Genomic DNA, 25,803 nt, shown 5'->3' on the forward strand with positions numbered 1-25,803 from the left:
AGCAGCCCGCCAAGACGCAGTTCAGGCGTCTCGACGGGCTGCTTCCCTCGATCACGAAGAGAAATTCGGTTCAGAATTCGGGCGACCAGACGTCATCCCTCTCCAGAGCTCCGGGCGCATACTTCCCGAGTGCACTGATCAACATGCGAATTTCCAGCGCGAGGCATTCCACGAACCGCACGAGGCCGGCTTCCGGGTCCTCCGCCGTGGCGAGGAGGGCCGCACGCCCGAGGCCCACCGCGCGGGCGCCGAGCGCGAGGCTCTTCACCGCGCGGCCGCCCTCCCACATGCGCCCGGAGACCAGGAGGCAGGGCGGCGGCCCGACGGCCACGAGTCGGCGGAGGCACTCGGCGAGCGGCAGGCCGACCTGGGCGGGGAAGGCCCCCGGCGCCCAGCCGGTGCCGCCCTCGGCCCCGTCGACGGTGACGGCGTCCGCGCCCGCCTCGGCCGCCACCCGGGCGGCCTCGGCGACGTCCCGGCCCGGGTGCAGCTTCACCCAGACGCGGGCCCGGGGGAAGTTGTTGCGCATGAGCCGGATCTGCTGGCGCAGGATCTCCGCCGTGAAGGTGCCGGGGGTGCTGGAGCGCAGGACGCGGCCGTCGCCGAAGACGTCGTCGATGCCGTACCGGTCACCGAGCCGGGCCGCGGCCTCGGCGTCGAGGACGGTCATCCCGCCGAGGCCCGGCTTGGCACCCTGGCCGACCTTCAACTCGAAGGCGAGCCGCCCGGTTTCGAGGAGCGGTAGCGCGGCCGGGTCGCTGTAGACGAGGTTCCACACCTCGGCGTCGGCGTCCTCGGTGGACTGCTGGACGGCGACGCCGCCGCGCCCTTCGGGGAGTTCCCCGGCGTAGGCGCGGAGGCGGCCGAGGAGGGCCCGGTCGGCCGCCTCGTCGAGCCGGCCGTAGCCGTTGACGGGGACGACGTTCTCGCCGATGACCATGGGGAGCCCGAGGGCTCCGGCCTGCCGGCTGAGGGCGAGCCCGAGGTCGCCTCCGGCGGCCCGGGTGGATCCGAGGGCGGAGACGTACACGGGCAGGGACGAGGTGAACCCGCCTATGGAGGTGGTGAGTTCGACGTCCCGGTAGTCGGGTTCGCGGCCGAGGTCGATGAGCCGGGCGAGGCGCTGCGGCATGAAGACGGGCGGGGTGATCCGCAGCGCGTCGAGCGCGTCGGACGCGTGCCCGACGCCCGGTCCGGACCCCGCCGCCCGACCGCCGTCGGCGCCGAACAGGGTACGGCCGTACTCGCCCGGAGGCGGGAAGGCCGCGGCGGCACCGGCGCGGGCGCGCTGCCGGACCTCCTCCTCGGGGAAGCCGGGTGCGGAGAGGTCGCTCACGGCGACACCACCCCGGGCAGCTTGGGGAAGGCGCTGGCCTGCCAGACGGCGTCGAGGCCGGCGACGTAGCGGGTCAGGCGCTCCACGCCGATGCCGAAACCGGCGCTCGCGGGCACGCCCTCGCGCACGAGGTCGAGGTACCAGCGGTACTTCTGCGGGTTCTCGCCGGTCTCGCGGATGCGGGTGACGATCTCGGCGTAGTCGTTGGTGCGCTGGCTGCCGCTGCACAGCTCGCCGTACCCCTCGGCGGCGACGAGGTCGAAGTTCTTCAGCAGGCCGGGCGCGTCGGGGTTCTCGCGGTCGTAGAAGCCGCGCGAGCCCTTCGGGTAGTCGGTGACGAAGAACGGCCGGTCGCGCCGGCCGGAGAGCAGGGCCTCGCCGGTCCAGTCGAGCTCGGCGTCCGGGCTCTGCGGGTGGCCGAGCCCCTGGAGCTCGGAGACCGCCTCGGCGTGCCGCATCCGGCCGAAGGAGCCCTTGAGGAGCTCGGTGAACGCCTCGACGTCGCGGCCGAGTTCGGCGAATTCCTTGGGGAGTTCGCGGACCACGCTGTCGACCATGTGGACCACGAGGTCCTCGACCAGCTGCACGGCGTCGTCCCGGCTCGCGCCCGCGACCTCCACGTCGAGCTGGTGGAACTCGGCGAGGTGCCGGCTGGTGCTCGCGGTCTCCAGGGGTTCGAGACGGACGTTGGGGGCGACGCAGAAGATCTTGTCGAAGGCGAGCAGCGAGGCCTGCTTGTAGAGGATCGCGCTGGTCATCAGCTTGTACCGGTGACCGTAGAAGTCGACGTCCACCTGCTTGGAACCGCGCGAACCGGGGTCCGTGACCGGCCCGATGATCGGCGGGAACACCTCCGTGAAGCCCTGCTCGCACAGGTGTGCGCGGGCGGCGGAGACCAGGTGGTGCTTGATGCGCAGCACGCTGCGAGTGGTCGGGGAGGTCAGGTGGCGGCCGGGGTCCGGGAGCGCCGCGGGGGCGGTGGGTACGTCGGTGGTCATGGCGTGGTGAGTCCCAACTCTCGTCGTGGCGTGGAGGTCGTGCGGAGCGGCAAGGGGCCGAGCGGTGCGGGGACGTGCGGTGCGGGGACGTGCGGTGCGGGGACGTGCGGTGCGGGGACGTGCGGTAAGGGGACGCGGACCGTCTCGCGGACCGCCTCGCGGACGTCGCCGGCGGCGGCCGGCCGTGCGGCGGCCCGGTCGTCGTAGGTCCGCTGGACGTGGGAGAGGGCGGAGAGCAGCCCGGCCGAGCCGAGGATCGGCGGCCGGTGGCCCGCCGCGCCGAGGCCGGCGATCGGCATGGACCCGGTGTTCGACCAGGACAGCCGCCCGTCGGCCGCGAGCGAGCTGCGCGTCCGGCCGGCGTTGTCGGGGTGGAGGCAGTAGGGCACGTCGAGGTACCCGGCCGCGAAGGCCCGTACCAGCGCGCGGCCGATGTCGGGATCGAGGTCGAGCACGGCGCCGATGAGGGCCCGCGCCTCGGCCTCGACGCCGGTGTCCTCGACGAGCCCCGTACGGGGGGCCGGTCCGGCGGACAGGGCGGCGCGCTCCTCGGCGGCGGCGACCGCGGCCGTCTCCAGGGCGCGGACGTTCTCGGCCACGGTCGGGATGCGGTGCGCCTCGGCTGTCGTCTTGACGATCAGCCGCGCGGCCCCGGCGCGCACCGCGAGCCGGGCGGCGTCCTGGAGCAGCAGCCGGGCCCCGCCGGGCGTCACGGGGAAGACGCCCATGTAGGCGTAGAGCACGACGTGGTGGTCGACGTCCGGCAGCAGTTCGCCGGCCAGCCGGGCGAGGACGGTGAGCGCCTCCTCGTCCTGACGCGGGTCGGCCTGCTGGGCGTAGCTGAGCGAGACCGAACGCAGGCCGTTCTGCCGAAAGAAGAGCGCTTCGAGCACGCTGACGGCGACGAGCAGGCTCGGCGGGCAGAGCTGCCCCATCAGGCAGCCGCCGAAGGTCTCCAGGTGCGGTTCCGCTCCCGACTCCCCCGCCTCGGCGAGGAGTTCGCAGGCCCGCCGCCAGGCGACGACCGCCTCGCGCAGCGGCGTACGGCTGTACGGGAGGCAGTACGAGACGGGGCCGCCCTCGGTGGCGTCGAGGCCGACCGAGAGGAGGGCGCGGATGATGTGCTGCGGCAGGGCGGAGCCGTGCCGCACCTGCACGGGGAAGCGGTCGTCCGCCAGGCCCCGCAGGACGGCGCGGGTGGTGTCGGCCGGGTGGGTGGCGAGCGGGTAGCCGTTGAGGCCGACGCCGTCGGCGAGGGCACGGCGGGCGGCGGCGAGGTCGCCGGTGCGGGTGTAGCTGTCGAGGGTGAGGGTGCCGACGGTGACGGCCGACGCGCCCCGGGTGGCGAGGAGCCCGTCGCGCATCCGGGCGGGGTCGGCCATGCCCATGCGGGGCTGGACGACGAGCTGTCCGGCGGCCCGGGCGGCGGCGACGAAGCCGCCGAAGCCGTGCGTGGTCACAGCAGGACTCCCGACGGGGCCGTGGCGAGCGAGCCGACGAACGACCGGAAGTCGCCCACCGACCGCCCCTCCTCGAAGACCCCGTCGAACCCCGCGGCGAGGAGTTCCCGGCGCCTGGCGGGGGCGCCGGAGCCGGCGATGCCGAGCTTGCCGCCGATGACCGTCGTCGTCCGGGCGAGCTCGGGGCGGGCGCGCAGGGCGGCGATCACGCGCAGCCCGTCGTGGAACCCGTGGCCGTTGACGCTGCTCAGGACGATCAGGTCGGGAGCGTTCCTGCTGCACTCGGCGACGAGGAGCTCGTCGGGGACGCAGGCGCCCAGGTTGGTGACCCGGTGGCCGAGCTCCTCCAGGAGCAACTGGAGGAAGAACAGGTTCCAGGTGTGCGAGTCGGAGGCCATGGTCGTCACGACGACGTCCAGACCGGGGCCGCCGGTCCCGGCGGTCTCTCCGTACTGCTCCACAGCATGCTGCTGGTCCACGGCGCGAACCTCTGTGTCGGTGGTGAGGGTGGGTGACATGTCCGGCTGTTCGGCCGTGGACAGAACGCTAGGGACGTTCCGGGCGCGGGACCGGCAGGTGGCCCGGCAGGATGCGGGCAGTATCGGCGCGCGGGTGAACCGTCCGTCGGGCGCGGTCACGCCGCGCCCACGAGCTCCCCGTTCCTGCCGCTCGCGGCGAAGCTCCGGCAGAGGTTGAGCACGGTGAACCGGACGCCGTCACGGGCCGGTACGGTCCGGATGAGCCCGCCGGCGAGCAGCTCGTGCAGCGCGGCGAGGCACTCCTGCGGCGGGCGCCCGCCGAGCACGACGGCGTCCTCGCCCGACCAGTCGCCGGGCTGGGCGGCGAGCCGGTCGAGCAGGTCGCGCTGGTCGAGGGTGAGCCGGTCGAGCGCGGCCCGGAGCGCGGCACGGACGTCGGTCCTGCCGCCGTACCCGGCGGGCGGCGGCGCGAGGTGGAACGGCCCGTCGGCGAGGCGGACGACCAGCTGGCGCGGGGAGAGCACGGTGGACCATCCGGCGGCGAGCTCCAACGCGCCCGGGATGCCGTCGAGTTGGCGGCAGAGCGCGGCGACGGCGGGAGCCTCGTCGGCCTCCAGGCGGTAGCGCGGGCGCAACCGCCGCAGGTGCGAGAGGAGGAGTCGTACGGCTCCGACCTCGGCGAGGGCCACCGGGTCGTGGTCGAGCTCGGGGCCGGGGGTGGGCAGCGGTGCGAGCGGGATGACCTGTCCGCCGGGCAGCGGCTCCGCGAGCCGGGAGGTGACCAGCACCCGCAGGCCGGGGCAGCGCTGGAAGAGCTCGTCGAGGAGGGCGGTGTCCACACCGGCGTCGGCGCCGTCGAGGACGAGGAGGGTGGGCCGGTCCCCGATCGCCCGCGCGAGCTCCGCGCGGCGCTCGGCCCCGGCGGCCGGCTGCCGGCCGCAGTCGATCCAGCGCACCGACCAGCGGGAGGCGAGGTAGAGCCTCCGGGCGACCTCCAGGGCGAGCCGGGTCTTGCCGACCCCGCCGAGCCCGGCCAGCGTGACGAGCCGGTCGCCGTGCTCCGCGAACGCGTCGGCGAGCACCTCGACTTCGAGCTCGCGGCCGACGATCGCGCCCCGCGCGACCGGCGGCGCGGTCGGCTCGTCGCGGGGCTCGTCGGCGAGTGCCTGGCGCCGGGCCGCCGCCTCGAAGACCGAGCGGTGGTGGCCGCCGAGTCGCAGCGCGTCGGCGAGCAGTCGGACGGTCTCCTGACGGGGCCGCTGCACACGGCCGCTCTCCATGTCGCGGATCGCCCGGACGCTCAGGGTCGCGTGGTCGGCGAGCACCTGCTGGGTGAGGCCGACGCGCTCGCGCCAGACCCTGAGCAGTTCGCCGAAGCCCGCCGTCGACTGTGCCGACTGAAGAACGTCCATGCCTCGTCCACCTTCCGTGGGTTGGCCAACTCCGGGGAACGGGGGGCCCGGCGCCCGTGTGGAACGCCGAGGTCGACGACGCCCGGTGATGACCGGGCGAGCCGTGTTCCCTTGCCGTGGATGCTCTCCGGCCCGGCTCTACGGCCGATCAACGACCGATCACCGCGGGTTCACCTCCGGTCACCGCGCATGCCGACGGCCCCCGCCGCAGCGCGACCCGGTCGCCTTCCGGACGGTCCGGCGAGGGCATGTGCGACGAGGGCATGTGCGATGCCGGGGCCCGCGGAGGCGGCCCCGGCCCCGGCCCTGGCTCCGGCTCCGGCTCCGCAAGGCGTCCGGAACGGTGTCGAGGGCCCAGGCCCGGGTGCTGCCGGTACCCGGGGCGGAGCCTCTCAGCGGGCGGGATTCACCGGTGACGGCGGCGCCGCGGCCTCGTCGTGCGGACCGGCCTGCCGGGGGACGGCCGCGGCGGGCCCCTCCTCGGCCGGGCGGCCGGGCGGAGTGCCACCGGAAGCGGCACGGGCGGCGGCCCCCGGGCGGCGGCGCGCAGTCGCCCAGCGGCGCATCGCCGGTCGTTCCACGCCCGCGTACAGCAGCCAGGCGAGACCCAGGCTGAGCGCGACGAACAGCGCGATCAGCCCGGCGGCGACGGGGAGGGAGTACTGCCGTTGCTCGCCCAGGAGCCGGCGACCGTAGACCAGGATGGGCCAGTGGACCATGTAGAGGGCGAACGAGATCTCGCCCAGGAAGGTGAGGGCCCTGCCGCGCAGCCACGTCTTCCGGTTCTCCACGTCGACGAGCGCGATGGCGGGGATGAGCAGCGCCAGGGGCACGACCGTCGCGGCGTTCAGGGCGTACAGCGCCGGCAGGGAGAGCGAGCCGACGTAGCAGAGCACGAAGAGCGCGGCGAGCGGCAGCGGGCCGACGCCGATCCAGCGGCCCTCCAGGACGATCCGGGCCATGACGATGCCGAGGACGAAGTCGAGCACTCGGCTGAGCGGGAAGATGTAGACCAGCCAGAAGCCCATGAGGGACCCGGGCTTGTCCGGCAGCATCATGCTCGGCTCGGCCGGCACCAGTGCGGTGACCACCACGGGCAGGGCCGTGATCACCGCGATCAGCGTTCCGGCGCACCACCACAGGCGGCGCGCGCCGATTCTGCCGATCCAGCGGTGCAGCAGCGGGAAGAGCAGGTAGAAGAGCAGTTCGCAACCGAGGGACCAGCTCGGGTTGTCGACACTGAAGTACACGTCGAACTCCGGCACCCACGCCTGCAGCAGGAACAGGTTGAGGACGGCGGTCGTGCCCGCGACGGTGGCCGCCGCGTAGAGCGCCATGGTCACGGCGTACATGACCAGGTGGTTGGGGAACACCTTGACCAGCCGGCGGCGCCAGAAGGCACGCGTGGTGTCCGTCGGGCGGGCCGACCAGGTCAGGACGAAGCCGCTCAGGACGAAGAAGAAGGAGACGCCCACCCAGCCGGCCTTGCTGAAGGCGATGAACAGGCCGTCGGAGATGTCCTGGTCGGCGAAGGGCCTCGTGTACGTCACGTGGAAGAGGAGGACGAGGAACGCGGCGAAGAACCGGACTCCGGTGAGGGAGGTCAACCGGGGGCGTGGGGTGGTGTTCTCTTCGGTCATGGCGCTCCTCCGGTCTGGTTCGGGACGACTCGTATGCGGGGTGACGGCGCGACGCCGTGGGTGTCGGAAGGGGTGGCGTCCCTCATCGCGGCGCCGCCTCCGGGGTCTCGTCGTCCGCGAGGGCGCAGCGGACGAGTTCGCGGCCCCCTTGGACGGCGGTGAGAACGAGCCCCTCCTCGGGAGCCGTGCCGCGCTCGGCGGTGACGGTCACCGGCTGGTCGAGCTCCCCGAAGTGCGCGTAGTCCACGGTGAATCGGGGGGCGGAGACGTACACGTCCCGGTGGGAGGCCGTCTCCGGTGACCGGAGGCGCACCGTCCGCGCCGCCTGGAGCAGGGCTTCGAGGAGCACCATCCCTTGGATGTGGTCCGACTCGTGGTCGAAGTAGACCGGGTGCGTCCGGTCCATCGTCAGCAGCCAGCGGTTCTCCGGCAGCCCGTCCGCCGTGGCGAGCAGCACATCACGCGCGTGGCGTCGGCCGACCTCCTCAGGGGCGAGCGGTCTGGCGGGCGGCAGGCCCGGAGGCGGCGAACCGACCTCTCCCGTACTGCCGTTCCGGCGGCGCAGCACCGCGTACCGGCGGGCCGGGAGAGCCGTCCAGTGCACCGAGGCCCGTGCGTGGCGCACGCCGTCGATGCGGAACTCGGCGTCCAGGACCATGGCCGTGCGCGGCAGATCACCGTCACGGGAGGGCCGGCTGTCCGTACGGGAGCTGGTGACGTCCATGGTCACGGAGAGCGCCTCCTCGCTCGCGTGGGGCAGCCCCGGGGGCGTCACGTCGACCGTGATCCGGTTGAGGATCATCAAGCGCTCACCCGAGCGCTCGACGCCGTGGAAGCGGTGGCCGAGGTGGAGGGCGGTCTGACGCGCGGACTCCGCCACGAGGGTCGGGTCGCCGAAGCCTCGCGGATCGGCGTGGTAGAGAGGGTGGTCGCCCGGCCAGAGCGCGGCGACCTCGAAGCGGTCCTCACCCAACCTCGCCGCGCCGGCCAGAAGGACCTGGTCCGCGGCGGCCTTGTGGACCTCGGCCGGAGGAAGGGGCGTACGCGGAAAGGAGACCGTGGCATCGGAGGGTTCGAGAGACAAGGAGGGCTCCCCAGGGCAGTCGTTCTTGCTGATTCAAGGAATTTCCGTGCGGGTCCTGCACAGGCCGTCTTCTCAGCACGGCGCGAGCGCCCTCGATCGTGACATGCCGGCCGTTCGGGCCGTCGGCCCCATGGCGAGGGGTAGGGGGAGATTTCCGACGCCGCAGGGGTGGTGATCGCGCGCCGACCGAGGGTACGCGACACCGGAGACACGTAGGGCCGCCGCCGGAAGTCGCGGTCCATCGGCCGGATTTGGTCCATGCCCCCTTGCGGACCGGTCCTACGCTGGAGGCATGGCCACCGATCCCGTGCTGAGACGAGGCCCCGACTCCACGGATCTGGTCCTGCGCGCCGGCCCGACCGGGCCGCTGTGGACCGCGCTGAACTCCGCGGGGTCGGCGCTGCTCGTTCCCCTCGCCTTGGGCGCTCCCACCCTGGTCGTCGCCTTCTGGATGGCGCTGGCCGGGGCACGGGCGTCGACCGTGTTCGTGGTGGTGGGGGTCGTCGTCGGACTGGAGTACCTGATCGGCTGGCCGGTTCTGGCCCTGTCCCGGGCCCGGGACATCCTGCGGGTGGAGTTCACACCGGCCGACGTGCCCGCGTCCCTGCGGTTGGTCCGGGCCGCCGGACCGGACGCCTGGCTGCCCGTCGAGGCCCTGCGCCAGGTGCTGCTGACGCACAAGGTGGTGGAGCCGTACGAGGGGGACCCCAAACCGGCCGTGTCCACCCTCGCGCTGGAACTCGTCCTGCAGGGCTCCCGCGAGCGTCTCACGCTCCCGCTCGGCGGCGACCCGCAGCGGCTCACCTCCGCACTGAAGGCTCTGCTCGGCCCGGCGGGGGTCACGGTGGTGCTGCGCACCGAACGCGGCAAGCGCGATCGTCCGCAGCCCAACTCCCGCTGGACGTCGGGCGGTTCGGCCTCGGTCGGCTCGGGCGGCGGCTGACCCGGGACTGGAGGTTCCGGACCGGGGCGGCCTGGCGGGACGTGCCCCCGCCCCCCGGGTCATCGGCAGCGCCCGGGGGCGGGCCCGCGGATTCCTCCCGGTCGCACCCACCGGAACGTCCGGGACCGGTGACCGGTCATTTCGCCGATGTCTTCCTCCGTCGTCGCCCCGACAGTGACGGGACCGGTCCCCACCGGTGCGACGCCGTCCTCCGGTTGGCGGCGTCGCGCAGCCCCTGCCATCACGGCACACGACTCGAGAGGACGACTCCGTCGTGAAACGACACATCGCCGCCGCCGCAGCCCTGTCATCCCTGGCCTTCCTCGCCGCGCCCGCCGCCACCGCCTCCACCGCCTCCACCGCAGCGGACAATCCCTATCAGCGCGGGCCGGCGCCCACCACGGCCTCCGTCGAGGCCGCCCGCGGGTCCTACGCGGTCTCCCAGACCGGTGTCTCCTCCCTCGCCGTCACCGGGTTCGGCGGCGGCACCGTCTACTACCCCACCACCACGAGCGACGGCACGTTCGGCGCCGTGGTGATCTCCCCCGGCTTCACCGCGTACGAGTCCTCGATCGCGTGGCTCGGACCGCGGCTCGCCTCGCAGGGCTTCGTCGTCTTCACGATCGACACCCTCACCACCCTGGACCAGCCGGACAGCCGGGGCCGCCAACTCCTCGCGGCACTCGACTACCTGACCCAGCGCAGCCCGGTCCGGGACCGCGTCGACGCCTCGCGGCTGGGAGTCATGGGGCACTCGATGGGCGGCGGAGGCACCCTGGAAGCCGCGAAGAGCCGGCCCTCGCTCAAGGCAGCCATCCCGCTCACCGGCTGGAACACCGACAAGACCTGGCCCGAGATCAGCACTCCGACCCTGGTCGTGGGCGCCGACGGCGACACGATCGCCCCGGTCGCCACCCACTCGGAGCCGTTCTACGAGACCCTGCCGGCCTCACTGGACAAGGCCTACCTGGAGCTCAACGGGGCCACCCACTTCACCCCCAACAGCTCCAACACGACGATCGCGAAGTACAGCATCTCCTGGTTGAAGCGCTTCATCGACGACGACACCCGTTACGACCAGTTCCTCTGCCCCCTGCCACGGCCGAGCCTGACGATCGAGGAGTACCGGGGCACCTGCCCCCTCGGCTCCTGACGTCTCCGTGGTCCTCGCCGCCGGTGCGGGGCGAGGGCCACGGGACCGGCCGTTCGGCCGCACGCGGCGCACGTCGGTCCGCGCGGGCCCGCCCCCCGGCTCGCCCGCCCAGGACCGCTCAGGTTGTCCGCGCGCACAGCGGGCGAGCCCGAGGTGTGGACCCCGGACCAACTCCGCCCTCTTTCCCCACCCCTTACCGGCCAGTATCGTGACGGCGTGAGTGGAGCACCGAGGATCGCCGCTGCTCCGCGGCTGTACGACCGCACGTCCGAACTCACCGCCGTGGCGGAGCTGTCGGCGCGGGCCGCCGAGGGGACGGGCGGCGTCCTGCTGCTCACCGGGGGTCCGGGCATCGGTCGGACCGCACTGCTGGACCAGGCTGTACGGGACTCCCCGGTCCGGGCCCACCGGATGGCCGCGCCCGGCGGCAACCGCGTCCCCTGGAGCGGCGTGCGCGCCCTCGTGTCCGCCCTCGCCCCCACCCCCTCGGCCGCGCGCCACGCCCTGCGGGCTGCCCGTGGCCCCGGCGGCGTGCCCGGCGCGCTGGCGGCCCTGTGCCCCGGCGAGCCCCTGCTGCTCTGTCTGGACGACCACCACCTCTGGGACGCCCATTCCCGCACCGCGCTCGACGCGGCCTGGCGCGGGATCTCCGGCCCGTGGGCGTGGATCGTCTCGTTCGGCGCCTATCACCGGCCCCCCGAGGTGCGGGGTGCCCGGCTGCTGTCCCTGGGACGGCTGAGCCGCGAGGGGGCGCGGAGCCTGCTCGACGACGTGTGCCGGGTGCCCCTGACGGCGTCCTTCCGCACGCGGCTGCTCGACGAGGCCGCAGGCCATCCGGGTGTCCTGGCGGTGACGGCCGGCCGTCTCTCCGCCGGGCCGGAGGACGGAGACGGCCCCTCGGGTCCGGTCATCGACGACGGTGCGCTGTCCGAGGTGTACCGGGGGCTCCTCGGCTCCCTGCCGGCGGAGTGCGGGCGGGTACTGACCCTGGTGGCCGTCGCCGGGGAGCCGCGTCACGACACGGGGCCGCCGGATTCCGCGGCCGGTGGGCCCCGGTCCGTGCGCCCGGTACCCGCGGACGCGGTCCTGGCGGCGGCCCGCGCGGTGCGCGCGTCGCCCGAGTCGCTCGACCGGCTGGTCGCCGACGGCCTCCTGCGCGGCCCCCGGGAAGCACTGCGGTTCGACGACCCCTTGCTGCGGCGCGCGGTTCTGGGCACCGTGCCGCCGCCTCGCCGCCGGGAGCTGCACGCCCTCTTCGCCCCTCCCTCCGGACTCCGCTCCGGTGGCGGTGGCGGTGGCGGTGGCGGTGGCGGTGGCGGTGGCGGCAGCCAACCCGCGGGCGGAGACGAAGCCGCGAGGGAGCGGGGGGCCGGTGCGGCGCGTACGGCGCGTACGCCTCGTCCCGCCGGACCCGGTGCCGGGATGTCCACCGCTTCACCCCGCCCTCCGGGAGCGGAGACGGAGCCCGAGGCGGTCGGCGCTCCCGGGTCTCCGGCGGAAACCGAGCCGGTCCGCGGCGCCGGCCCCCGGGCCGATCGGCTCCGGGCTCCAGGAGGCGTGGCCCGGTCGACCGGCGAGGTGTGGGCGCCGGAGGGCGCACGGGTGCCGCCCGGTGTGTCGCGGGGAAGGGCCGAACTCGCGCGCGGGCTGGCCGTTCTGGGCGACGGTCCGGTCGGGGACGCCCATCAGGTGCTGCTCCTCGCCGCCTCGCTGCTGCGCGAGGCGGCGCCCCAGGAGGCCTCGGACGCGCGGTTCCTGGCCATGGAGGCGGCGTGGGCGGCCGGTGACCCGGAAGCCTGCGTGCTCGCTCTCCGCGGCGTCGGCTTCGGCGGTGAACACACCGGGCCCTTCGCCGTCGCCGACGCGGTGGAACGGGACTACCGCGACGGAATGTGCGCTGCGCTCGCGGTGCGGCTGGAGGAGGCCCGTGCACCGCTGGCCCGGGTCGTGGCCCGCGACGGCGCGTCCGGCGAGCCGCACCGCCTGCTGCGCGCGGGGGCCGCGGCGCTGGTCCTCGGGGACGCGGCCGCCGCCGTACGCGTCCATACCCGTGCCCTGGCCGCGGTGCGCGCCACGGCCGGGACCGTGCTGCTGCCCCGGGTCCTCGAGCACCTGGCCTACGCCGAGTTGCGGGCCGGGCGGCACGAGCGCGCCGCCGCGCACGCCCGGGAGGGGCTCCGTACGGCGGAGCTGGCCGGACAGCGCAACGCGGCCGCGCACCAGCACGCCGTCCTCGCCCTGGCGGCCTCCGTCCGGGGCGACACCACGGCCGTCGTGGAGCACGCGGGCCGTGCGCTCGACACCGCCCGGGCGCACGGCCTCGTCCAGGCGACGACGCTCGCCGAGTGGTCGATCGCCCGTGCCGAACTGGCGGGCGGACTCGCCGCGCAGGCCGCGGCGCGTCTCGCTCCCCTCGTCGGGAAGGGGCCTCGCGGCGGTCACTTCGCCCTGCGGATGCTCGTCGTGCCCTGCTTCGTCGAGGCCGCCCGAGCGGCGGGCCGGGAGGCCGAGGCGGGTGCGGCGGCCGAGGAGTTCGAGACCTGGGCCGGACTCGGCCTCGACCCCCAGGCTCCGGCCCAACTGGCCCGCTGTCGGGCACTGCTGTCCGGAGGGGACGACTCGGCCGACTGGTACCGGGAGGCGGTGCGGCACCACGAGGAGAGCGGCAACGACTTCGAACGGGCCCGCACCCTCCTCGCGTACGGCAAGTGGCTGCGCCGCCGCAGACGCCTGGTCGAGGCCCGGGGCCCGCTGAGCGACGCGCTGGTCACCTTCGAGCGCGCGGCGGCCGGGGTGTGGGCCGATCAGGCGCGGGCCGAACTGCGGGCGACCGGAGGCGCGGTGGGCAGGGGGACCGTCCCCGGTGCGGCGGGCGAACTGACCCCCCAGCAGCAGCGGATCGCCGGACTCGCGGCGGCGGGGGCGACGAACCACGAGATCGCCGGCCGGCTGTCGCTGAGCCCCCGCACGGTCGACCACCACCTGCGGAACGTCTTCGCCCGGCTGGGAGTCCGCTCCCGCGTCGAACTCTCGGGGCTGCTGCCCCGAGGCCCGGGGGACGTCCGCCGTTCCGACCGGTGACCTGGGGACATCTCGCCGATCGTGCCGGGCTCGCGGAGGAGGGCCCGCGCGGGACGAACGCGGGCCCTCCTTCTTGCCGACGTCGCAGCACCGTTCGTGCGGACGACGCGGAACCGCTCCGAGCGGCCGTCACACGGCGACTCAGACGATCCGCCCGCCGAACGGGCCTCCCAGGCCGTAGTACGTGCCCAGCTCGTGGCGGTAGTCCGGGTCCCCGAGGTGCTTGTCGCGGTGGAACTCGGGCGCGTCCTTGATCTCCTCCTTGGTCCGGTCGACGAAGATCTTCCGTTCGTCCAGGTCGATCCGCACCACGGTGTCCGCCGGAAGGAGGACCTCCTTGCCGAAGATCCAGACTCCGGTGTCCACGACCAGGTAGGCGTCGCCGATCTCGTCGGAGTGCTTGTCCACCTTGCCGATGCCGCCGTCGATCGCCTCGACCTTGTAGCCGGTCAGATCGGTACCGGCCAGGTGACCCGAGGTCGACTTGTAGCTCCACACGTGCTCAGTCACGCGAAAACAACTCCTCCGGTAGGCGGAGGCAGTCGGCGGATCGCCGCTGCTCTCCTCTTCCGTGTTCCGTGCGCGGCGGGATGGATGCCCCGCCCGACGTCCGCCTGCCCCGACCTCGGCGACGCATTCACCGCTTTCGCTCCGGCCGGGGACGGACCCGCCGATCGGCAGGATCTCCGGCCGGGGAGGCGTGAAGTCCGTGTCCGGGGTTACGAGCGGAGGTACGGCCCCGCCCAGGCGCGGCGCCGTTCCCGGCGACGGAAGCGGGTGACGATGTTTCCGGGCAGTGCACGGCGTGTTCCGGCTTCCGCCGGGCCGGGGCGTTCGCCGCCCTCCACCCGCCCGTGGAGACGGGGTCCGGCGCGAGGGACCGAGACGAACTCAGGTGACAGGAGGAACTGATGCTGGACAGCTGGCGTGCACGTGCGGCCTGCCAAGACGTCGACCCCGACCTCTTCTTCCCGGTCGGGACGGGCGCACCGGCGCTCATCCAGGCCGAGGAGGCCAAGGAGATCTGCCGGGGCTGCCCCGTACGCGAGGAGTGCCTGCGCTGGGCCATGGACGACGCCCACCAGGTGACGGGAGTGTGGGGCGGCCTGCGCGAGGACGAGCGGCAGTCCCTGAAGCGCAGGGCGCGTCGCCGCGCCGACAGGGCGAACTGAACCGCTGGTCGCCGCGGCCGGCAGAGCACCACGGGCATCGACAGGCCTTCAGTCCGAAGGCGTGTCCCCTGGCCGGGTGGGGGTCCTGGCGGGCCGCCGGGGGCGTCGCTGCCGCGGCGCCCGGGCGTCCTCCCACGGCCGGTCGAAGGCGTCCGCCGCGGGGGCGGTGACGACCTTGGGGAGGGCGCCCGGATGCTCCCGCGCGAGCCAGCCGACGAGCTCCTCCCGTACGGCACAACGGGTCGTCCACAGGTCGTCGGCGTCCTTGGCGGTCACGATCGCCCGGACCGTGATGCCGGTCGGGGAGGTGTCGGTGACGGCGAGGTCCCAACCCCGCCCGTCCCAGGTGTCGCACGTCATGAGGAACTCCCGGAGGTGCGCCCGGACGAGCGCGACCGGTGTGGAGTGGTCGCAGTGGACGTACACCGACCCCGTCATCTCCGCGCCGCCGCGCGACCAGTTCTCGAACGGCCGCGAGGTGAAGTACGAGACGGGGAGCGTGACGCGACGCTCGTCCCAGGTCCGGACCGTGAGGAAGGTGAGCGTCACCTCCTCCACGACACCCCACTCGCCGTCCACGACGACGGTGTCACCGATCCGGACCATGTCACCGAAGGCGATCTGGAAGCCGGCGAAGAGGTTGCTCAGCGTCGACTGCGCCGCCACGCCGGCCACGATGCCGATGATGCCGGCCGAGGCGAGCAGGGACGTGCCGAGGGTGCGGAACGAGGGGAAGGTGACGAGGGCCGCGGCGGCGGCGAGCACCCCGACGGCGACGGACACCACCCGCATGATCAGGGTGACCTGGGTACGGACCCGGCGCAGCCGCGCGGCGTCGCGGGAGCGTCCGGCGTAGCGCGCGTACGAGGACTCGACGACGGCCGCGACCGTCCGTACCGCGAGCCAGGCGCCTCCGCCGATCAGGCACAGCAGCAGGACGCGGTTCACCGCGCCCGCGTGCTCTCCGAGCGGACCCCACCCGGGCGACGCCATCGGGTAGGTCCATCTGAGCAGGGCGGCCAGCACGACGACGTACAGCGGCGTGCGGCAGCGGCGCAGCATCCCCCACAGCGGGGTCTCCGGATGCCTCGCGTCGGCGAACCGTGCCAGCAGGTCCGCCGCACGGCAGACGGCAAGGGCGGCCAGCGCCGAGCCGCCGGCGGAGATCGCCAGCCGGATAACGCTCTCCATGTGCTCCCCAGTCGATGAGTCGAACAGGTTCGTCCCGTACGCCTCACCACGGGCGAGCACGGCAAACATGGGGCCGCGCGCCGCACACCCGGGTCCCCGCCGAGCCCCGTCGTGGTCGCCCGCTGAGCGGTCACGACAGGTTGGCCCCCGACTGGTCCCCGAAAACGATCAAGGGGCCGTTTCAGATTGCTCTGAAACGGCCCCTTGATCAACGACTCTTTCGAGTCGGGACGACAGGATTTGAACCTGCGACCCCTTGACCCCCAGTCAAGTGCGCTACCAAGCTGCGCCACGTCCCGGTGCCCGTCTGACCTGGGGTTTCCCCTGGCCGAACGCGCATGAGAACAATACCGCACTTTCGCGGGTGGTCACGAACCCTTTCCCGGCGCCCGGTGGCGGGTGCGCGCCGGGAGCGTGACGCTCACTCTCCGTAACGCTTCCGCACGCCCCCTGGTACCTCCGCGCGCCCGGGATGAAGGACGGGAGAGCGGGGAGGGCGGGCTCGAACCCCGTGTTCACGGGGCGGAGGGCTCGCGCCACCGTGGCCCGAATGTCGCTCCTCTGGTGACCATGGGGCTCATGTGGCGAGGTCAGGGGGCGGCGGGCCATATGCCGTCGAGTTCGTTGCCGTTGGCATGTGGCAGAAAGATGCCCACGGGGAAGGGACTCCGGACCAGACGCAGGGGGCCAACACCACACGAAACACAGTCACATTCAATCGTCAAGAGCTCCTGTTTCGGACAAAAGTCGTGGCGATATTGCTCCGTCCCGGAAAGATCAACACCATGAAGTGTCGGCCTGTTCGGGACGGGACCACTGCCGATGCACCACCTGCCGGACCACCGCCGGGCAGGCTTTCGCAGGGGAGGACTCGCATGGACAGCTACTTCAGCAGCCGACTGCATCATCAACTCAGGGAGACGGTGCGTGACTTCGCAGAGCGTGAGGTCCGGCCCCGGATAGCCGAGATGGAGGCGTCCAGGACCGTCCACCACGAGCTGTCCCGGCGCATCGCCGAACAGGGCTGGCTGGGCGCGACCATCAGCCAGGAGTACGGCGGCATGGGCGCCGGCCACCTGGCCAAGACCATCATCATCGAGGAGCTCTCGCGGGTCAGCGGCGCCATGGGCGCCATGGTCCAGGCCTCCCAGCTGGGCACCGCCAAGATCGTCCACTTCGGCAGCGACGAGCAGCGCAAGACCTGGCTCCCGGCCGTCGCGGCCGGCGAGTGCCTGCCGACCATCGCGGTCACCGAGCACGAGTCCGGCGGTCACGTCCTCGGGATGGCCGCCACCGCGGTCCGGGACGGCGACGACTACATCCTCAACGGCAGCAAGGTGTACGTCGGCAACAGCCACGTGGGCGATCTGCATGGCGTCGTGGTCAGGACCGGTCCCGGTTCGCGCGGACTCACGGCCTTCCTGGTCGAATCCGATCGCCCCGGGTTCAGGACCGGTCCGCAGCAGCCCGCCATGGGCCTCCACGGCTTCAGCTTCGGCGAGCTCATCTTCGAGAACTGCCGGGTGCCGGCGGCCAACCGGCTCGGCGACGAGGGCGACGGCCTGTCCGTCGCGTACTCCTCCAGCGTCCTGTACGGCCGCGCCAACCTGACCGCGGTCTCCCTCGGCATCCACCAGGCGATCCTGGAGGAGACCACCCGCTTCGCCTCCGAGCGCATCCGCTACGGCAAGCCGCTCCACGACCTGCCCACCGTCAAGCTCAAGCTCGGTCAGATGCAGTCCCGTCTGATGACGGCCCGGCTGGCCGCGTACCACGCCGTGCACCTGCTCGACCAGGGACTGTCCTGCGACGCCGAGCTGATGAACGCCAAGCTGGTCAACGTCGAGGCGGCGATCGACTCGGGCCGCAACGCCATGGAGATCCACGCCGCCGCCGGCCTCTTCACCGACCGGGCCATCGAGCGGTACCTCCGGGACGCGCACCACATCTTCGCCCCGGCCGGCACCTCCGACGTCCAGCTCCTCCGTCTCGCCGAGGTCGCCCTCGGCCAGGACAAGGGCAGCTGGTCGGAGCGGCTCTCCGACGTGGTCCGCACCCGGGAGCTCGAACTCGCCTAGGGCCTGTCACCCCGGACACGGACGCGGACGGGGCCCCGTGCGGCGATCACTCGCCGTACCGGGGCCCCGTCCGCGTCCGCCCGCGAGGGCAGGGCGATCAGAACATGCCGTCCTCGCGGCGGTGGATCTGCTCCACCAGCTCCGCCGCCATCGCCTTGATCGTCTCCAGACCCGCCCGCCCCCACGGCCGTACGTCCGTGTCGACCACGCAGATCGTGCCCAGGGCGACCCCGGAGCGGTCGATCAGCGGCGCGCCCATGTACGAGCGGATGCCGATCTCGTCCACGACGGGGTTGCCCGCGAAGCGCGGGTAGTCGCAGACGTCCTCCAGGACGAGCGCCTTGCGCCGTACCACCACGTGCGGGCAGTAGCCGTGGTCGCGGGCCATGTAGCGGCCGACGCCACCGGCACCCGCCGCCGCCGCGCCCAGGTCGCTGCCCGAGTGGGTGCCCTCGGGGGTGTGCAGTCCGGCGAAGAACTGCCGGTTCTCGTCGATGAAGTTGACCATCGAGAACGGCGCGCCCGTCACGTCGGCGAGCCGGTGGGCGAACTCGTCGAACGCCGGGTCCGGACGCTCGCCGAGCCCCAGCTCGCGAAGCCGCCGCACCCGCGCGGGCGCCTCCTTGTCGATGGGGGTCAGGAGGAGATGACCCGTCGGGTCGTAGGTCATGGCGTGACTCCGAAGCTCGGCACGGCGGCCGGGTTGGTCGGGATGGAGGTGAGCAGGTGCTGGACGAGGGTCACCAGGGTCCGGATGCCGGAGCTGGAGATCCGGGCGTCGCAGACGACGACCGGCACCTCCGGCTTGAGGTCGAGCGCGGCCCGCACCTCGTCCGGCTCGTAGCGGTAGGCGCCGTCGAACTCGTTGACCGCCACGACGAACCGGATGCCGCGCCGCTCGAAGAAGTCGACGGCGGAGAAGCACTCCTGGAGCCTGCGGGTGTCGGCGAGGACGACCGCGCCGAGCGCACCCTCGGAGAGCTCGTCCCACATGAACCAGAAGCGCTCCTGGCCGGGGGTGCCGAACAGGTAGAGCACGTGACGGTCGTCGAGGGTCATGCGGCCGAAGTCCATGGCCACGGTGGTCGTGGTCTTGGACTCCACGCCCTCCAGACTGTCGGTGGCCGCGCTGACCGAGGTCAACAGCTCCTCGGTGCTGAGCGGTTCGATCTCGCTGACCGCGCCCACGAAGGTCGTCTTGCCGACGCCGAAGCCGCCCGCCACCAGGATCTTCAGCGCGGCGGGGAAGGGGTCGGTCGCGAAACTCTCGTGGCGCTCAGAGCCGTTGTCGTAGGCCATCGAGCACTGCCTCCAGCAAGGAACGGTCGGTTGGGTTGGCATGGAACCGGGGGGCCCTGGCGGTCAGCGCCCCGCAGTCCACGAGGTCGGACAACAGCACCTTGGTGACGACGGCCGGGAGCCGTAAGTGCGCCGCGATCTCGGCCACCGAGGTGGGCCCGTCGCACAGCCCGAGGGCCAGGCTGTGTTCGGGGCCCATGTGGGCCTGCGGGGACGATCCGGTCGCCATCACCATCGAGAGGAGGTCCAGCGCGGTGCTGGGCTTGGTCCGGCCGCCGCTCACGGTGTAGGGCCTGATGAGCCGGCCCGCCGCGTCGTCGAGCCAGGGCCCTTCCTGATGGGACGTCACGTTCACTGCCCGATGCCACCTGCCGCGCCGGCCGCCTGCCGTGCCGGGGTCACCAGGTAGGGCCGGACGCTCTTGACGAGCATCGCCATCTCGTAGCCGAGGACGGCGGCGTCGGCCTCACGACCGGCGAGGACGGCGAGGCAGGTACCGGAGCCCGCGGTGGAGACGAACAGGAGGGTGGAGTCGAGCTCCACGACCACCTGCCGGACCTCTCCGCCGTCACCGAACCGCGCGCCGGCGCTGCGGCCGAGCGAGTACAGCCCGGAGGCGAGGGCCGCCATGTGGTCGGCCGCGTCGGGGTCGAGACCGTGGACGGACTTCACGAGACCGTCGGAGGAGAGCAGAACCGCGTTGCGGGTGTACGGGACGCGCTGGACCAGTCCGCTCAGGAGCCAGTCGAGGTCCGAGGAATGGCCGGTCGGCACATTGCTCGCCATGGTGCATCTACTCCTTGTGCGCGTCGCCTGGACGCAACGATTCGTGGGGGGCGGGCGTGGATTCTGCGAGGCCGATCCCGCGCTGGAACGCGGCCATGAGGCCGGGGTCGTGCAGCGCGTGCTCCTCGGGCTTGCGGGCCACGGGCTCGTCGCGCAGCTGCGGGACGAGGTGCTCCTGGGCACGCCGCTTGGGGAGCAGGGGCCGGCCGGACTCCTCGGTACGGGGGGCCGGGGGCAGCGGCGGGGCCGCGTGCTCGGCTCCGGCCGACCGCGCCGGTATCGCGGGGAAGGAGCCGGTGTCGCCGTGACCCGCGTGCCCGCCGGGGCCCGCGTGCCCGCCGAGGCCGCCGTCGTCCGCCCGTCCGCCGGTACGGGTGTACGCGAGCGGGTCCGGCGACGCCGGGGCCTCCGCGTAGACCGGTGCGGGGGCCGGGGCCGGAGGCGCGGCCGAGGCCGCGGCCGGTACGGGCGCCGGGACCGGGGCCGGAGGCCGTACGGGCTCCGGGGACTGGACCGGCGGCACCGAGGGCGACGGGGACTGCTGGGGCGCCTGCGCCGGGGGCTGGGGCTGCATCTGCACCTGCCCCGGCGGGATCGCCGTCGAGCCGGTGGCCGCGGCCGCCTGGCGCTCGTGCTGGGCGAGCCCCTCGGGGTCGGCGCCGAGCAGGCCCTGCGGCAGCACAAGGACGGCCTGGACGCCGCCGTAGATGTTCGACTGGAGCCGTACGGCGATGCCGTGCCGGCGCGCGAGCGCCGAGACGACGAAGAGCCCGATGCGGCCGTCCTGGAGCAGGTGCGCCACGTTGACCTGGTCGGGGTCGGAGAGCAGGGCGTTCATCTTGTTCTGCTCGGTGACGGGCATGCCGAGACCGCGGTCCTCGACCTCGATCGCGAGGCCGGCCGTGACGTACTGGGCGCGCAGCAGCACGGTGGTGTGCGGCGCGGAGAACAGCGTCGCGTTCTCGACGAGTTCGGCGAGGAGGTGGATGACGTCGGCCACGGCATGGCCCCGGAGCGTACCGTCGATCGGCGGTACGAGCTTCACGCGCGGGTACTGCTCGACCTCGGCGATCGAGGAGCGCAGCACCTCGGTCATGGTGACCGGGTTCGACCACTGGCGGCGGGAGATCGCGCCGCCGAGCACCGCGAGGTTCTCGGCGTGGCGGCGGATGCGGGTGGCCAGGTGGTCGACGTGGAACAGGCCCTTGAGCAGCTCCGGGTCCTCGACCTCGTTCTCCAGCTCGTCGAGGAGCTGGATCTCGCGGTGGACGAGGGACTGGAGGCGCCGGGCGAGGTTCACGAAGACCTCGACCTTCTGCTCGTTGCCGACGCTGCTGGAGAGCCGCGACGCCTGGACGACGGCCGCGACGGCGGCCTCGTGCGAGCGGTTCAGCTCGTGCGAGAGCAGGTCGAACTCGTCACCGGCCTTGGGGCCCGACGGCAGCGCGGGACGGGGGGCGAGCGCCTCGCCCCTGCGCAACTGTTCGACGACCGTACGCAGTTCGCTCTGGCCGCGGGCGCTGGTGCGGCGCAGGGCGTTGGCGCGGCCGAGGACCGACTTGGCCGCCCGGTCCGCGCCGAGGGCGGCGGCGGCCACCGAGGCGACGGTGAGCGCGGCCGCGCCGGTCAGGGCGGCCCAGAGGCCGGGGGTGGGGCCGGCTCCGGTGGAGCGGATGGTGAAGAGGACGGCGGCCGCGCCACCGAGTGCCACCGCGACGGCGGGAAGCACGGAGGTGCGCAGGAGCTGGGAGCGTATGCGGGCTTCCGTCGGGAGCGAAGCGGGGGGCTGCGCCGGGGAAGTGCTGCTGGTACCGGGGGCGGAGCGGGCGCCCGACCGGCCGTGCCGCCCGCCCTCGCGTCGGTCGGACCGCGAGGCGGGTGCGCGAAGTTGAGACATGAGTGTCCTTGGTACGTGCCCGGAAATCGGCGTACTGAGGGGTACAGGGGGGTGGGCTGCGGGGGTTCTACCGAGGGTCCTGCCGGGGGTTTACGGGGGTGGGTTCCAACTGAGGTGCGATGAGCCTACCGATGATCACCAACCACACACTGTAGTCGTCAACCGTTCATGTGCGGTGCGCAGTTGGCAAACTTACCCGCACCGCGGCCCGGTCTGGTATCGCCCCCCGCAGGTCAGGCCGGAAACCAACTGGCCGAAACCCGACGGCTCGACGCCGGTACCGCGTCGAACTGCGGGAATCGCGGGAACGGAAGAGGGCGGAGGCGCTCGTACGCCTCCGCCCTCTGCGGAAATCAGCCCTGACCGGAATCTCCCCCGGCGGGACGCGGACCGCCCGGCCCGCCGACGCGCTACGGGGTCCGCGCGGCCTCCGGCTCACCGCGACCGGGCTCCGCGGCGGGTCCCTCGGACACCCGCCCGGCTCCCGCGTCCGCGTTCCCGCCGGCCACGCGCCCGCCCGGCCCGTGACCGTCGGTGAGAGCGGAGCCTCCCCACCCGCCCACGGGCGCGTGGGCGACCGCGCGCCACCACGGGACCGCCGGCAGGTCGCCGCCGGGCTCGAAGGGCTCGCCCGGGATCGGCAGGGCGACCGGCTGCCCGGCCCCCGCGGCGGCCTCGACGGTGCCCTCCCCCGGCTCCGCCCACGGGTGCGGGGCGAGGTTGAAGGTGCCCCAGTGGATCGGCAGGAGGACGCCGGCGGGGGCGCCGCCCTGGAGGTCGAGGTGGGCGCGGAGGCCCTCCTCCGGGGTCATGTGGATGTCGGGCCAGAAGTCCGAGTAGGCGCCGATCTGGATCATCGTGACGTCGAAGGGGCCGTGGGCCGCCCCGATGTCCTTGAAGCCGGAGAAGTAGCCCGTGTCCCCCGAGTGGTAGACGCGGTGCTCGGGGCCCTCGACGGCCCAGGAGGCCCAGAGGGTGTGCTGCTTGTTGCGGATGCCGCGGCCGCAGAAGTGGCGGGCCGGGGTGGCGGTGAGCCGGAGCGCGCCGATCTCCGTGGAGTCGTTCCAGTCCAGCTCGCGCAGGCGGGAGGCGGGGACGCCCCAGCGCTCCAGGTGCGCGCCGACGCCGAGCGGCACCGCGAAGACGGTGTCGGTGGCGGCGAGCTCCTTGATCGTCGGCAGGTCGAGGTGGTCGTAGTGGTCGTGCGAGATCACCACGACGTCGACCGGACCCAGCGCCGCCAGGGGCGCGGGGACCGGGTGGAGGCGCTTGGGGCCGACGAACGGGAAGGGGGAGCAGCGCTCGCCCCAGACCGGGTCGAAGAGGACGCGGTGGCCGTCGATCTCGGCCAGGACGCCGGAGTGGCCCATCCAGGTGATCCGCAGGCCGGTGGCCGGCGGCTTGGCGAGGTCGGCGACGGTGGTGGGGTGGACGGGGATCGTGCCGGTGGGGGCTCGGCGCGCCCGCCCCTCCTTCTCGAAGTAGATCTTGGCGAATTCCAGGCTGGAGCCCGAGGGCCCGCGCCGGGCGGGTTCGGGGTTCTGGAAGATCCCGTCCGCGAAGTTCGGCGAGCGGCGGATGCGGGCGAGGCGCTCGCCCGACGGGTCCGCGCCGAAGGACTCGGGGCGCAGAGCGCGCAGCCGGGCCCGTGGCGAACGGTCGGAGCCGGTACCGGTCACAGGACCTCCTGATCTCTGGGGGTCGTTCCATTATGGGCGGCCCGCGACCCGTACGGCCGGAAGGTCGGTCATACTGAACCGCTGTTCAGTAAGAGACCCCTCGGAGGCACGCCGTGGAACCCACCCCCCTGCTCTCGGTCGGCTGGACCGACCACGTCACCGGTCGGCGCGGCCATCTGGTCGTCGACCGGCTCGTGCGCGGGGTGGCCAGCGGCGGGCTGCGGATGCGGGAGGGGTGCACGGTGGAGGAGGTCACCGGGCTCGCCCGCGGGATGACCATGAAGGAGGCCCTCCACTACGACCCCGAGGCCCGGTACGTCCCGCTGGGCGGCGCCAAGGGCGGCATCGACTGCGACCCGCGCTCCCCGGAGGCGTACGGCGTCCTCGTGCGGTACCTGCGGGCCATGCGTCCGTACATCGAGCGGTTCTGGACGACCGGCGAGGACCTCGGCCTCACCCAGGACCTCGTGGACCGGGCCGCCGCGGAGGCCGGGCTCGTGTCGTCCGTGCAGGCCGTCTACCCGCTCCTCGACGACGAGGCGAAGGCCCGCGAGCGGCTCGCCGACGCGTTCGCGATCGAGGTCGACGGGATCGGCCTGGACGAGCTGGTCGGCGGGCGCGGGGTCGCCGAGTCCGTCCTCGTCGCCCTGGACCGCTCCGGACGTCCGTACGCCGGCACCCGCGTCGCGGTGCAGGGCCTCGGCACGATGGGCGGCGCGACCGCCCTGTTCCTGGCCCGCGCCGGGCTGCGGGTGGTCGCCGTCGCCGACGTCCGCGGCACGATCGCGAACCCCGACGGGCTCGACGTCGAGGCGCTCCTCGCCGCCCGCGACGCCCACGGCGCCGTCGACCGTGCGGCCCTGCGCCCCGGCGACCGGCAGGAGCCCGGGGACGCCTGGCTCGCGGCCGACGCCGAGGTCCTGGTCCCGGCGGCCGTCTCGTACGCGATCGACGCCCGGAACCAGGGACGCGTCACCGCCCGCTGGATCGCCGAGGCGGCGAACATGCCGGTCACGCCCGAGGCCGAGGAGGCGCTCACCGCGCGCGGGGTGACGGTCCTGCCCGACGTCGTCGTGAACTCGTGCACCAACGCCTGGTGGTGGTGGACCCTCTTCGGCGACATCGAGGCCGACGCCGACCAGGCCTTCGGGCGGGTACGGAGCTCCATGCGGGAGCTCGTGGGCGGCATGCTCGACAGGGCCGCGGCGGACGGCACGACCCCGCGGGCGGCGGCCCACGCCCTGGTCGCGGAGCGCCTGCCGGTCATCGCCGAGCGTTACGACTGGTACTGAACGGTGGCGCGCGTGCGGCTGGGCGTGGCCGAGCGGCGGGAGGAGCTGCTGCGGGCCGCCGTCGCCCAGATCGAGGAGCGCGGCGTCGCGGCGGTCCGCGTCGCGGACGTCGCCTCCGCGCTCGGCGTGAGCAACGCCCTCGTCCTCTACCACTTCTCCACCAAGGAACAACTGGTCGCCGCCGCCTTCGCGCACGCCGCCGAGGCCGACCTCGCCCGCCTCCGGCAGCTGCTCGGGCGCCGCGCCCCCGCGGTGCGCCGGTTGCGCGCGGCCGTCCGCTGGTACGCCCCGACCGGCCAGGCCAAGGGCTGGCGGCTGTGGATCGAGGGCTGGGCGGCCTCGCTGCGCGACCCCGTACTCCGCCGGGTGGCGGCCTCGCTCGACCGGGAGTGGAAGACGGCCCTGGCGGTGGTGATCGCGGAGGGCGCGGAGGCCGGCGAGTTCCGCTGCGCCGACCCGGACGGTGCCGCCTGGCGGCTCACCGCCTTCCTCGACGGGCTCGCCGTCCAGACCACGGCCTACGCCGGCTCGCTCCCGCGCGGCACGCTCCTGCGGTGGGCGGACGAGGCCCTGGACCGGGAACTGGGCCTCCCCGGGGAGCCGTACGCGGACGCGATGCCCGGGGAACCGGACGCGGACGCGATCCTGACCGAGGCCGAGGCCGCGACCGGGGTCTGCGCCGTGACCGGGACCGGCGCCGTGACCGAGACCGCGACCGGGACCGGCGCCGTGACCGAGACCGCGACCGGAGCCGAAACCGAGACCGCGACCGTAACCGACGCTGAGGCCGCGACCGGGGCCGAGGCTGAGACCGACACCACGC

The 25,803-nt window shown here is 73.7% G+C and carries 21 protein-coding genes, 1 tRNA gene and 1 pseudogene; 7 read left to right on the forward strand and 16 right to left on the reverse strand.

Features of this window, described 5'->3' with window-relative positions:
- Positions 1 to 70: 70 nt before the first annotated feature.
- The 7 genes from AB0G79_RS14960 to AB0G79_RS14990 form a co-directional block, all read right to left on the reverse strand.
- Positions 71 to 1,336, reverse strand: a complete 1,266-nt coding sequence (locus AB0G79_RS14960; protein WP_360805960.1) for a glutamate synthase-related protein — start codon at positions 1,334 to 1,336, stop codon at positions 71 to 73.
- Positions 1,333 to 2,334, reverse strand: coding sequence for an asparagine synthetase A (locus tag AB0G79_RS14965; RefSeq protein ID WP_360805963.1), 1,002 nt, complete (start codon positions 2,332 to 2,334; stop codon positions 1,333 to 1,335). Before AB0G79_RS14965 ends, AB0G79_RS14960 begins: the two co-directional genes overlap by 4 nt.
- Positions 2,331 to 3,794 carry a methylaspartate mutase gene (locus tag AB0G79_RS14970; RefSeq protein WP_360805966.1) on the reverse strand — a complete coding sequence of 488 codons (1,464 nt, stop codon included), beginning with the start codon at positions 3,792 to 3,794 and terminating at the stop codon, positions 2,331 to 2,333. Before AB0G79_RS14970 ends, AB0G79_RS14965 begins: the two co-directional genes overlap by 4 nt.
- The gene (locus AB0G79_RS14975) at positions 3,791 to 4,273 is read right to left on the reverse strand and encodes a cobalamin-dependent protein (RefSeq protein WP_360805969.1); all 483 of its coding nucleotides are present in this window, start codon (positions 4,271 to 4,273) and stop codon (positions 3,791 to 3,793) included. Before AB0G79_RS14975 ends, AB0G79_RS14970 begins: the two co-directional genes overlap by 4 nt.
- A 155-nt stretch (positions 4,274 to 4,428) precedes the next feature.
- Positions 4,429 to 5,685 carry a helix-turn-helix domain-containing protein gene (locus AB0G79_RS14980; protein WP_360805972.1) on the reverse strand — a complete coding sequence of 419 codons (1,257 nt, stop codon included), beginning with the start codon at positions 5,683 to 5,685 and terminating at the stop codon, positions 4,429 to 4,431.
- A 392-nt stretch (positions 5,686 to 6,077) separates the two neighbouring features.
- Positions 6,078 to 7,325: an acyltransferase gene (locus AB0G79_RS14985; RefSeq protein ID WP_360805975.1), complete on the reverse strand. Its 1,248-nt coding sequence runs from the start codon at positions 7,323 to 7,325 to the stop codon at positions 6,078 to 6,080.
- 82 nt (positions 7,326 to 7,407) lie between these two features.
- Positions 7,408 to 8,409, reverse strand: a complete 1,002-nt coding sequence (locus AB0G79_RS14990) for a ScbA/BarX family gamma-butyrolactone biosynthesis protein (protein WP_360805978.1) — start codon at positions 8,407 to 8,409, stop codon at positions 7,408 to 7,410.
- Between the two features lie 292 nt (positions 8,410 to 8,701).
- Between AB0G79_RS14990 and AB0G79_RS14995 the strand changes: the two genes are divergently transcribed.
- The 3 genes from AB0G79_RS14995 to AB0G79_RS15005 all read left to right on the forward strand — a co-directional run bounded on the left by AB0G79_RS14995 (position 8,702) and on the right by AB0G79_RS15005 (position 13,586).
- Positions 8,702 to 9,352, forward strand: a complete 651-nt coding sequence (locus AB0G79_RS14995; protein ID WP_360805981.1) for a hypothetical protein — start codon at positions 8,702 to 8,704, stop codon at positions 9,350 to 9,352.
- A 313-nt stretch (positions 9,353 to 9,665) separates the two neighbouring features.
- Positions 9,666 to 10,505, forward strand: a complete 840-nt coding sequence (locus tag AB0G79_RS15000; RefSeq protein ID WP_360806610.1) for a dienelactone hydrolase family protein — start codon at positions 9,666 to 9,668, stop codon at positions 10,503 to 10,505.
- Positions 10,506 to 10,721: 216 nt separating this feature from the next.
- Positions 10,722 to 13,586, forward strand: coding sequence for a LuxR family transcriptional regulator (locus AB0G79_RS15005; RefSeq protein WP_360805984.1), 2,865 nt, complete (start codon positions 10,722 to 10,724; stop codon positions 13,584 to 13,586).
- A 141-nt stretch (positions 13,587 to 13,727) separates the two neighbouring features.
- On the opposite strand, the gene AB0G79_RS15010 is transcribed toward AB0G79_RS15005, so the two are convergent.
- Positions 13,728 to 14,096 carry a PRC-barrel domain-containing protein gene (locus AB0G79_RS15010; protein WP_360805987.1) on the reverse strand — a complete coding sequence of 123 codons (369 nt, stop codon included), beginning with the start codon at positions 14,094 to 14,096 and terminating at the stop codon, positions 13,728 to 13,730.
- A gap of 404 nt (positions 14,097 to 14,500) precedes the next feature.
- Between AB0G79_RS15010 and AB0G79_RS15015 the strand changes: the two genes are divergently transcribed.
- The gene (locus tag AB0G79_RS15015) at positions 14,501 to 14,758 is read left to right on the forward strand and encodes a WhiB family transcriptional regulator (protein ID WP_360806613.1); all 258 of its coding nucleotides are present in this window, start codon (positions 14,501 to 14,503) and stop codon (positions 14,756 to 14,758) included.
- Positions 14,759 to 14,806: 48 nt separating this feature from the next.
- On the opposite strand, the gene AB0G79_RS15020 is transcribed toward AB0G79_RS15015, so the two are convergent.
- Both AB0G79_RS15020 and AB0G79_RS15025 read right to left on the reverse strand, forming a co-directional pair.
- Complete coding sequence (locus AB0G79_RS15020; protein ID WP_360805990.1) at positions 14,807 to 15,949, reverse strand: mechanosensitive ion channel domain-containing protein; 1,143 nt, start codon at positions 15,947 to 15,949, stop codon at positions 14,807 to 14,809.
- A 225-nt stretch (positions 15,950 to 16,174) separates the two neighbouring features.
- Positions 16,175 to 16,248, reverse strand: a tRNA-Pro gene (locus tag AB0G79_RS15025).
- A 576-nt stretch (positions 16,249 to 16,824) separates the two neighbouring features.
- Between AB0G79_RS15025 and AB0G79_RS15030 the strand changes: the two genes are divergently transcribed.
- Positions 16,825 to 18,027, forward strand: coding sequence for an acyl-CoA dehydrogenase family protein (locus tag AB0G79_RS15030; protein WP_360805993.1), 1,203 nt, complete (start codon positions 16,825 to 16,827; stop codon positions 18,025 to 18,027).
- Between the two features lie 97 nt (positions 18,028 to 18,124).
- Here AB0G79_RS15030 and AB0G79_RS15035 read toward each other — a convergent pair whose 3' ends face one another.
- From AB0G79_RS15035 to AB0G79_RS15060, 6 genes are all read right to left on the reverse strand, one after another.
- Positions 18,125 to 18,697, reverse strand: coding sequence for a GAF domain-containing protein (locus AB0G79_RS15035; protein ID WP_360805996.1), 573 nt, complete (start codon positions 18,695 to 18,697; stop codon positions 18,125 to 18,127).
- A complete protein-coding gene (locus AB0G79_RS15040; RefSeq protein ID WP_360805999.1) occupies positions 18,694 to 19,326 on the reverse strand; it encodes an ATP/GTP-binding protein in 633 nt (210 codons plus the stop codon). Before AB0G79_RS15040 ends, AB0G79_RS15035 begins: the two co-directional genes overlap by 4 nt.
- Positions 19,304 to 19,675 (reverse strand): DUF742 domain-containing protein, encoded by a 372-nt coding sequence (locus AB0G79_RS15045; protein WP_360806002.1) that lies wholly within the window; start codon positions 19,673 to 19,675, stop codon positions 19,304 to 19,306. Before AB0G79_RS15045 ends, AB0G79_RS15040 begins: the two co-directional genes overlap by 23 nt.
- Before the next feature lie 2 nt (positions 19,676 to 19,677).
- Positions 19,678 to 20,112, reverse strand: a complete 435-nt coding sequence (locus tag AB0G79_RS15050; protein WP_150264598.1) for a roadblock/LC7 domain-containing protein — start codon at positions 20,110 to 20,112, stop codon at positions 19,678 to 19,680.
- A 7-nt stretch (positions 20,113 to 20,119) separates the two neighbouring features.
- Complete coding sequence (locus AB0G79_RS15055; protein WP_360806005.1) at positions 20,120 to 22,009, reverse strand: ATP-binding protein; 1,890 nt, start codon at positions 22,007 to 22,009, stop codon at positions 20,120 to 20,122.
- Positions 22,010 to 22,419: 410 nt separating this feature from the next.
- Entirely contained in the window at positions 22,420 to 23,688 is a 1,269-nt protein-coding gene (locus tag AB0G79_RS15060; RefSeq protein WP_360806008.1) for an MBL fold metallo-hydrolase, read from the reverse strand.
- Positions 23,689 to 23,801: 113 nt separating this feature from the next.
- Here AB0G79_RS15060 and AB0G79_RS15065 point away from each other — a divergent pair, with 113 nt between their 5' ends.
- Both AB0G79_RS15065 and AB0G79_RS15070 read left to right on the forward strand, forming a co-directional pair.
- Positions 23,802 to 24,980, forward strand: a complete 1,179-nt coding sequence (locus tag AB0G79_RS15065; protein ID WP_360806011.1) for a Glu/Leu/Phe/Val dehydrogenase dimerization domain-containing protein — start codon at positions 23,802 to 23,804, stop codon at positions 24,978 to 24,980.
- A gap of 3 nt (positions 24,981 to 24,983) precedes the next feature.
- A pseudogene (locus AB0G79_RS15070) lies at positions 24,984 to 25,571 on the forward strand (TetR family transcriptional regulator C-terminal domain-containing protein); the annotation flags it as partial.
- Between the last annotated feature and the right edge of the window lie 232 nt (positions 25,572 to 25,803).

The sequence above is a fragment of the Streptomyces sp. NPDC020807 genome (assembly GCF_040641575.1).
In the GTDB taxonomy this organism is placed as follows: domain Bacteria; phylum Actinomycetota; class Actinomycetes; order Streptomycetales; family Streptomycetaceae; genus Streptomyces.

Bases quoted from the DNA above. Each gene is read 5' to 3' on its own strand.
- AB0G79_RS14985 (WP_360805975.1), bottom strand. From the start codon at position 7,325: ATGACCGAAGAGAACACCACCCCACGCCCCCGGTTGACCTCCCTCACC.
- AB0G79_RS15020 (WP_360805990.1), bottom strand. From the start codon at position 15,949: ATGGAGAGCGTTATCCGGCTGGCGATCTCCGCCGGCGGCTCGGCGCTG.
- AB0G79_RS15055 (WP_360806005.1), bottom strand. From the start codon at position 22,009: ATGTCTCAACTTCGCGCACCCGCCTCGCGGTCCGACCGACGCGAGGGC.
- AB0G79_RS15035 (WP_360805996.1), bottom strand. From the start codon at position 18,697: ATGACCTACGACCCGACGGGTCATCTCCTCCTGACCCCCATCGACAAG.
- AB0G79_RS15030 (WP_360805993.1), top strand. From the start codon at position 16,825: ATGGACAGCTACTTCAGCAGCCGACTGCATCATCAACTCAGGGAGACG.
- AB0G79_RS15040 (WP_360805999.1), bottom strand. From the start codon at position 19,326: ATGGCCTACGACAACGGCTCTGAGCGCCACGAGAGTTTCGCGACCGAC.
- AB0G79_RS15050 (WP_150264598.1), bottom strand. From the start codon at position 20,112: ATGGCGAGCAATGTGCCGACCGGCCATTCCTCGGACCTCGACTGGCTC.
- AB0G79_RS14980 (WP_360805972.1), bottom strand. From the start codon at position 5,685: ATGGACGTTCTTCAGTCGGCACAGTCGACGGCGGGCTTCGGCGAACTG.
- AB0G79_RS14965 (WP_360805963.1), bottom strand. From the start codon at position 2,334: ATGACCACCGACGTACCCACCGCCCCCGCGGCGCTCCCGGACCCCGGC.
- AB0G79_RS14995 (WP_360805981.1), top strand. From the start codon at position 8,702: ATGGCCACCGATCCCGTGCTGAGACGAGGCCCCGACTCCACGGATCTG.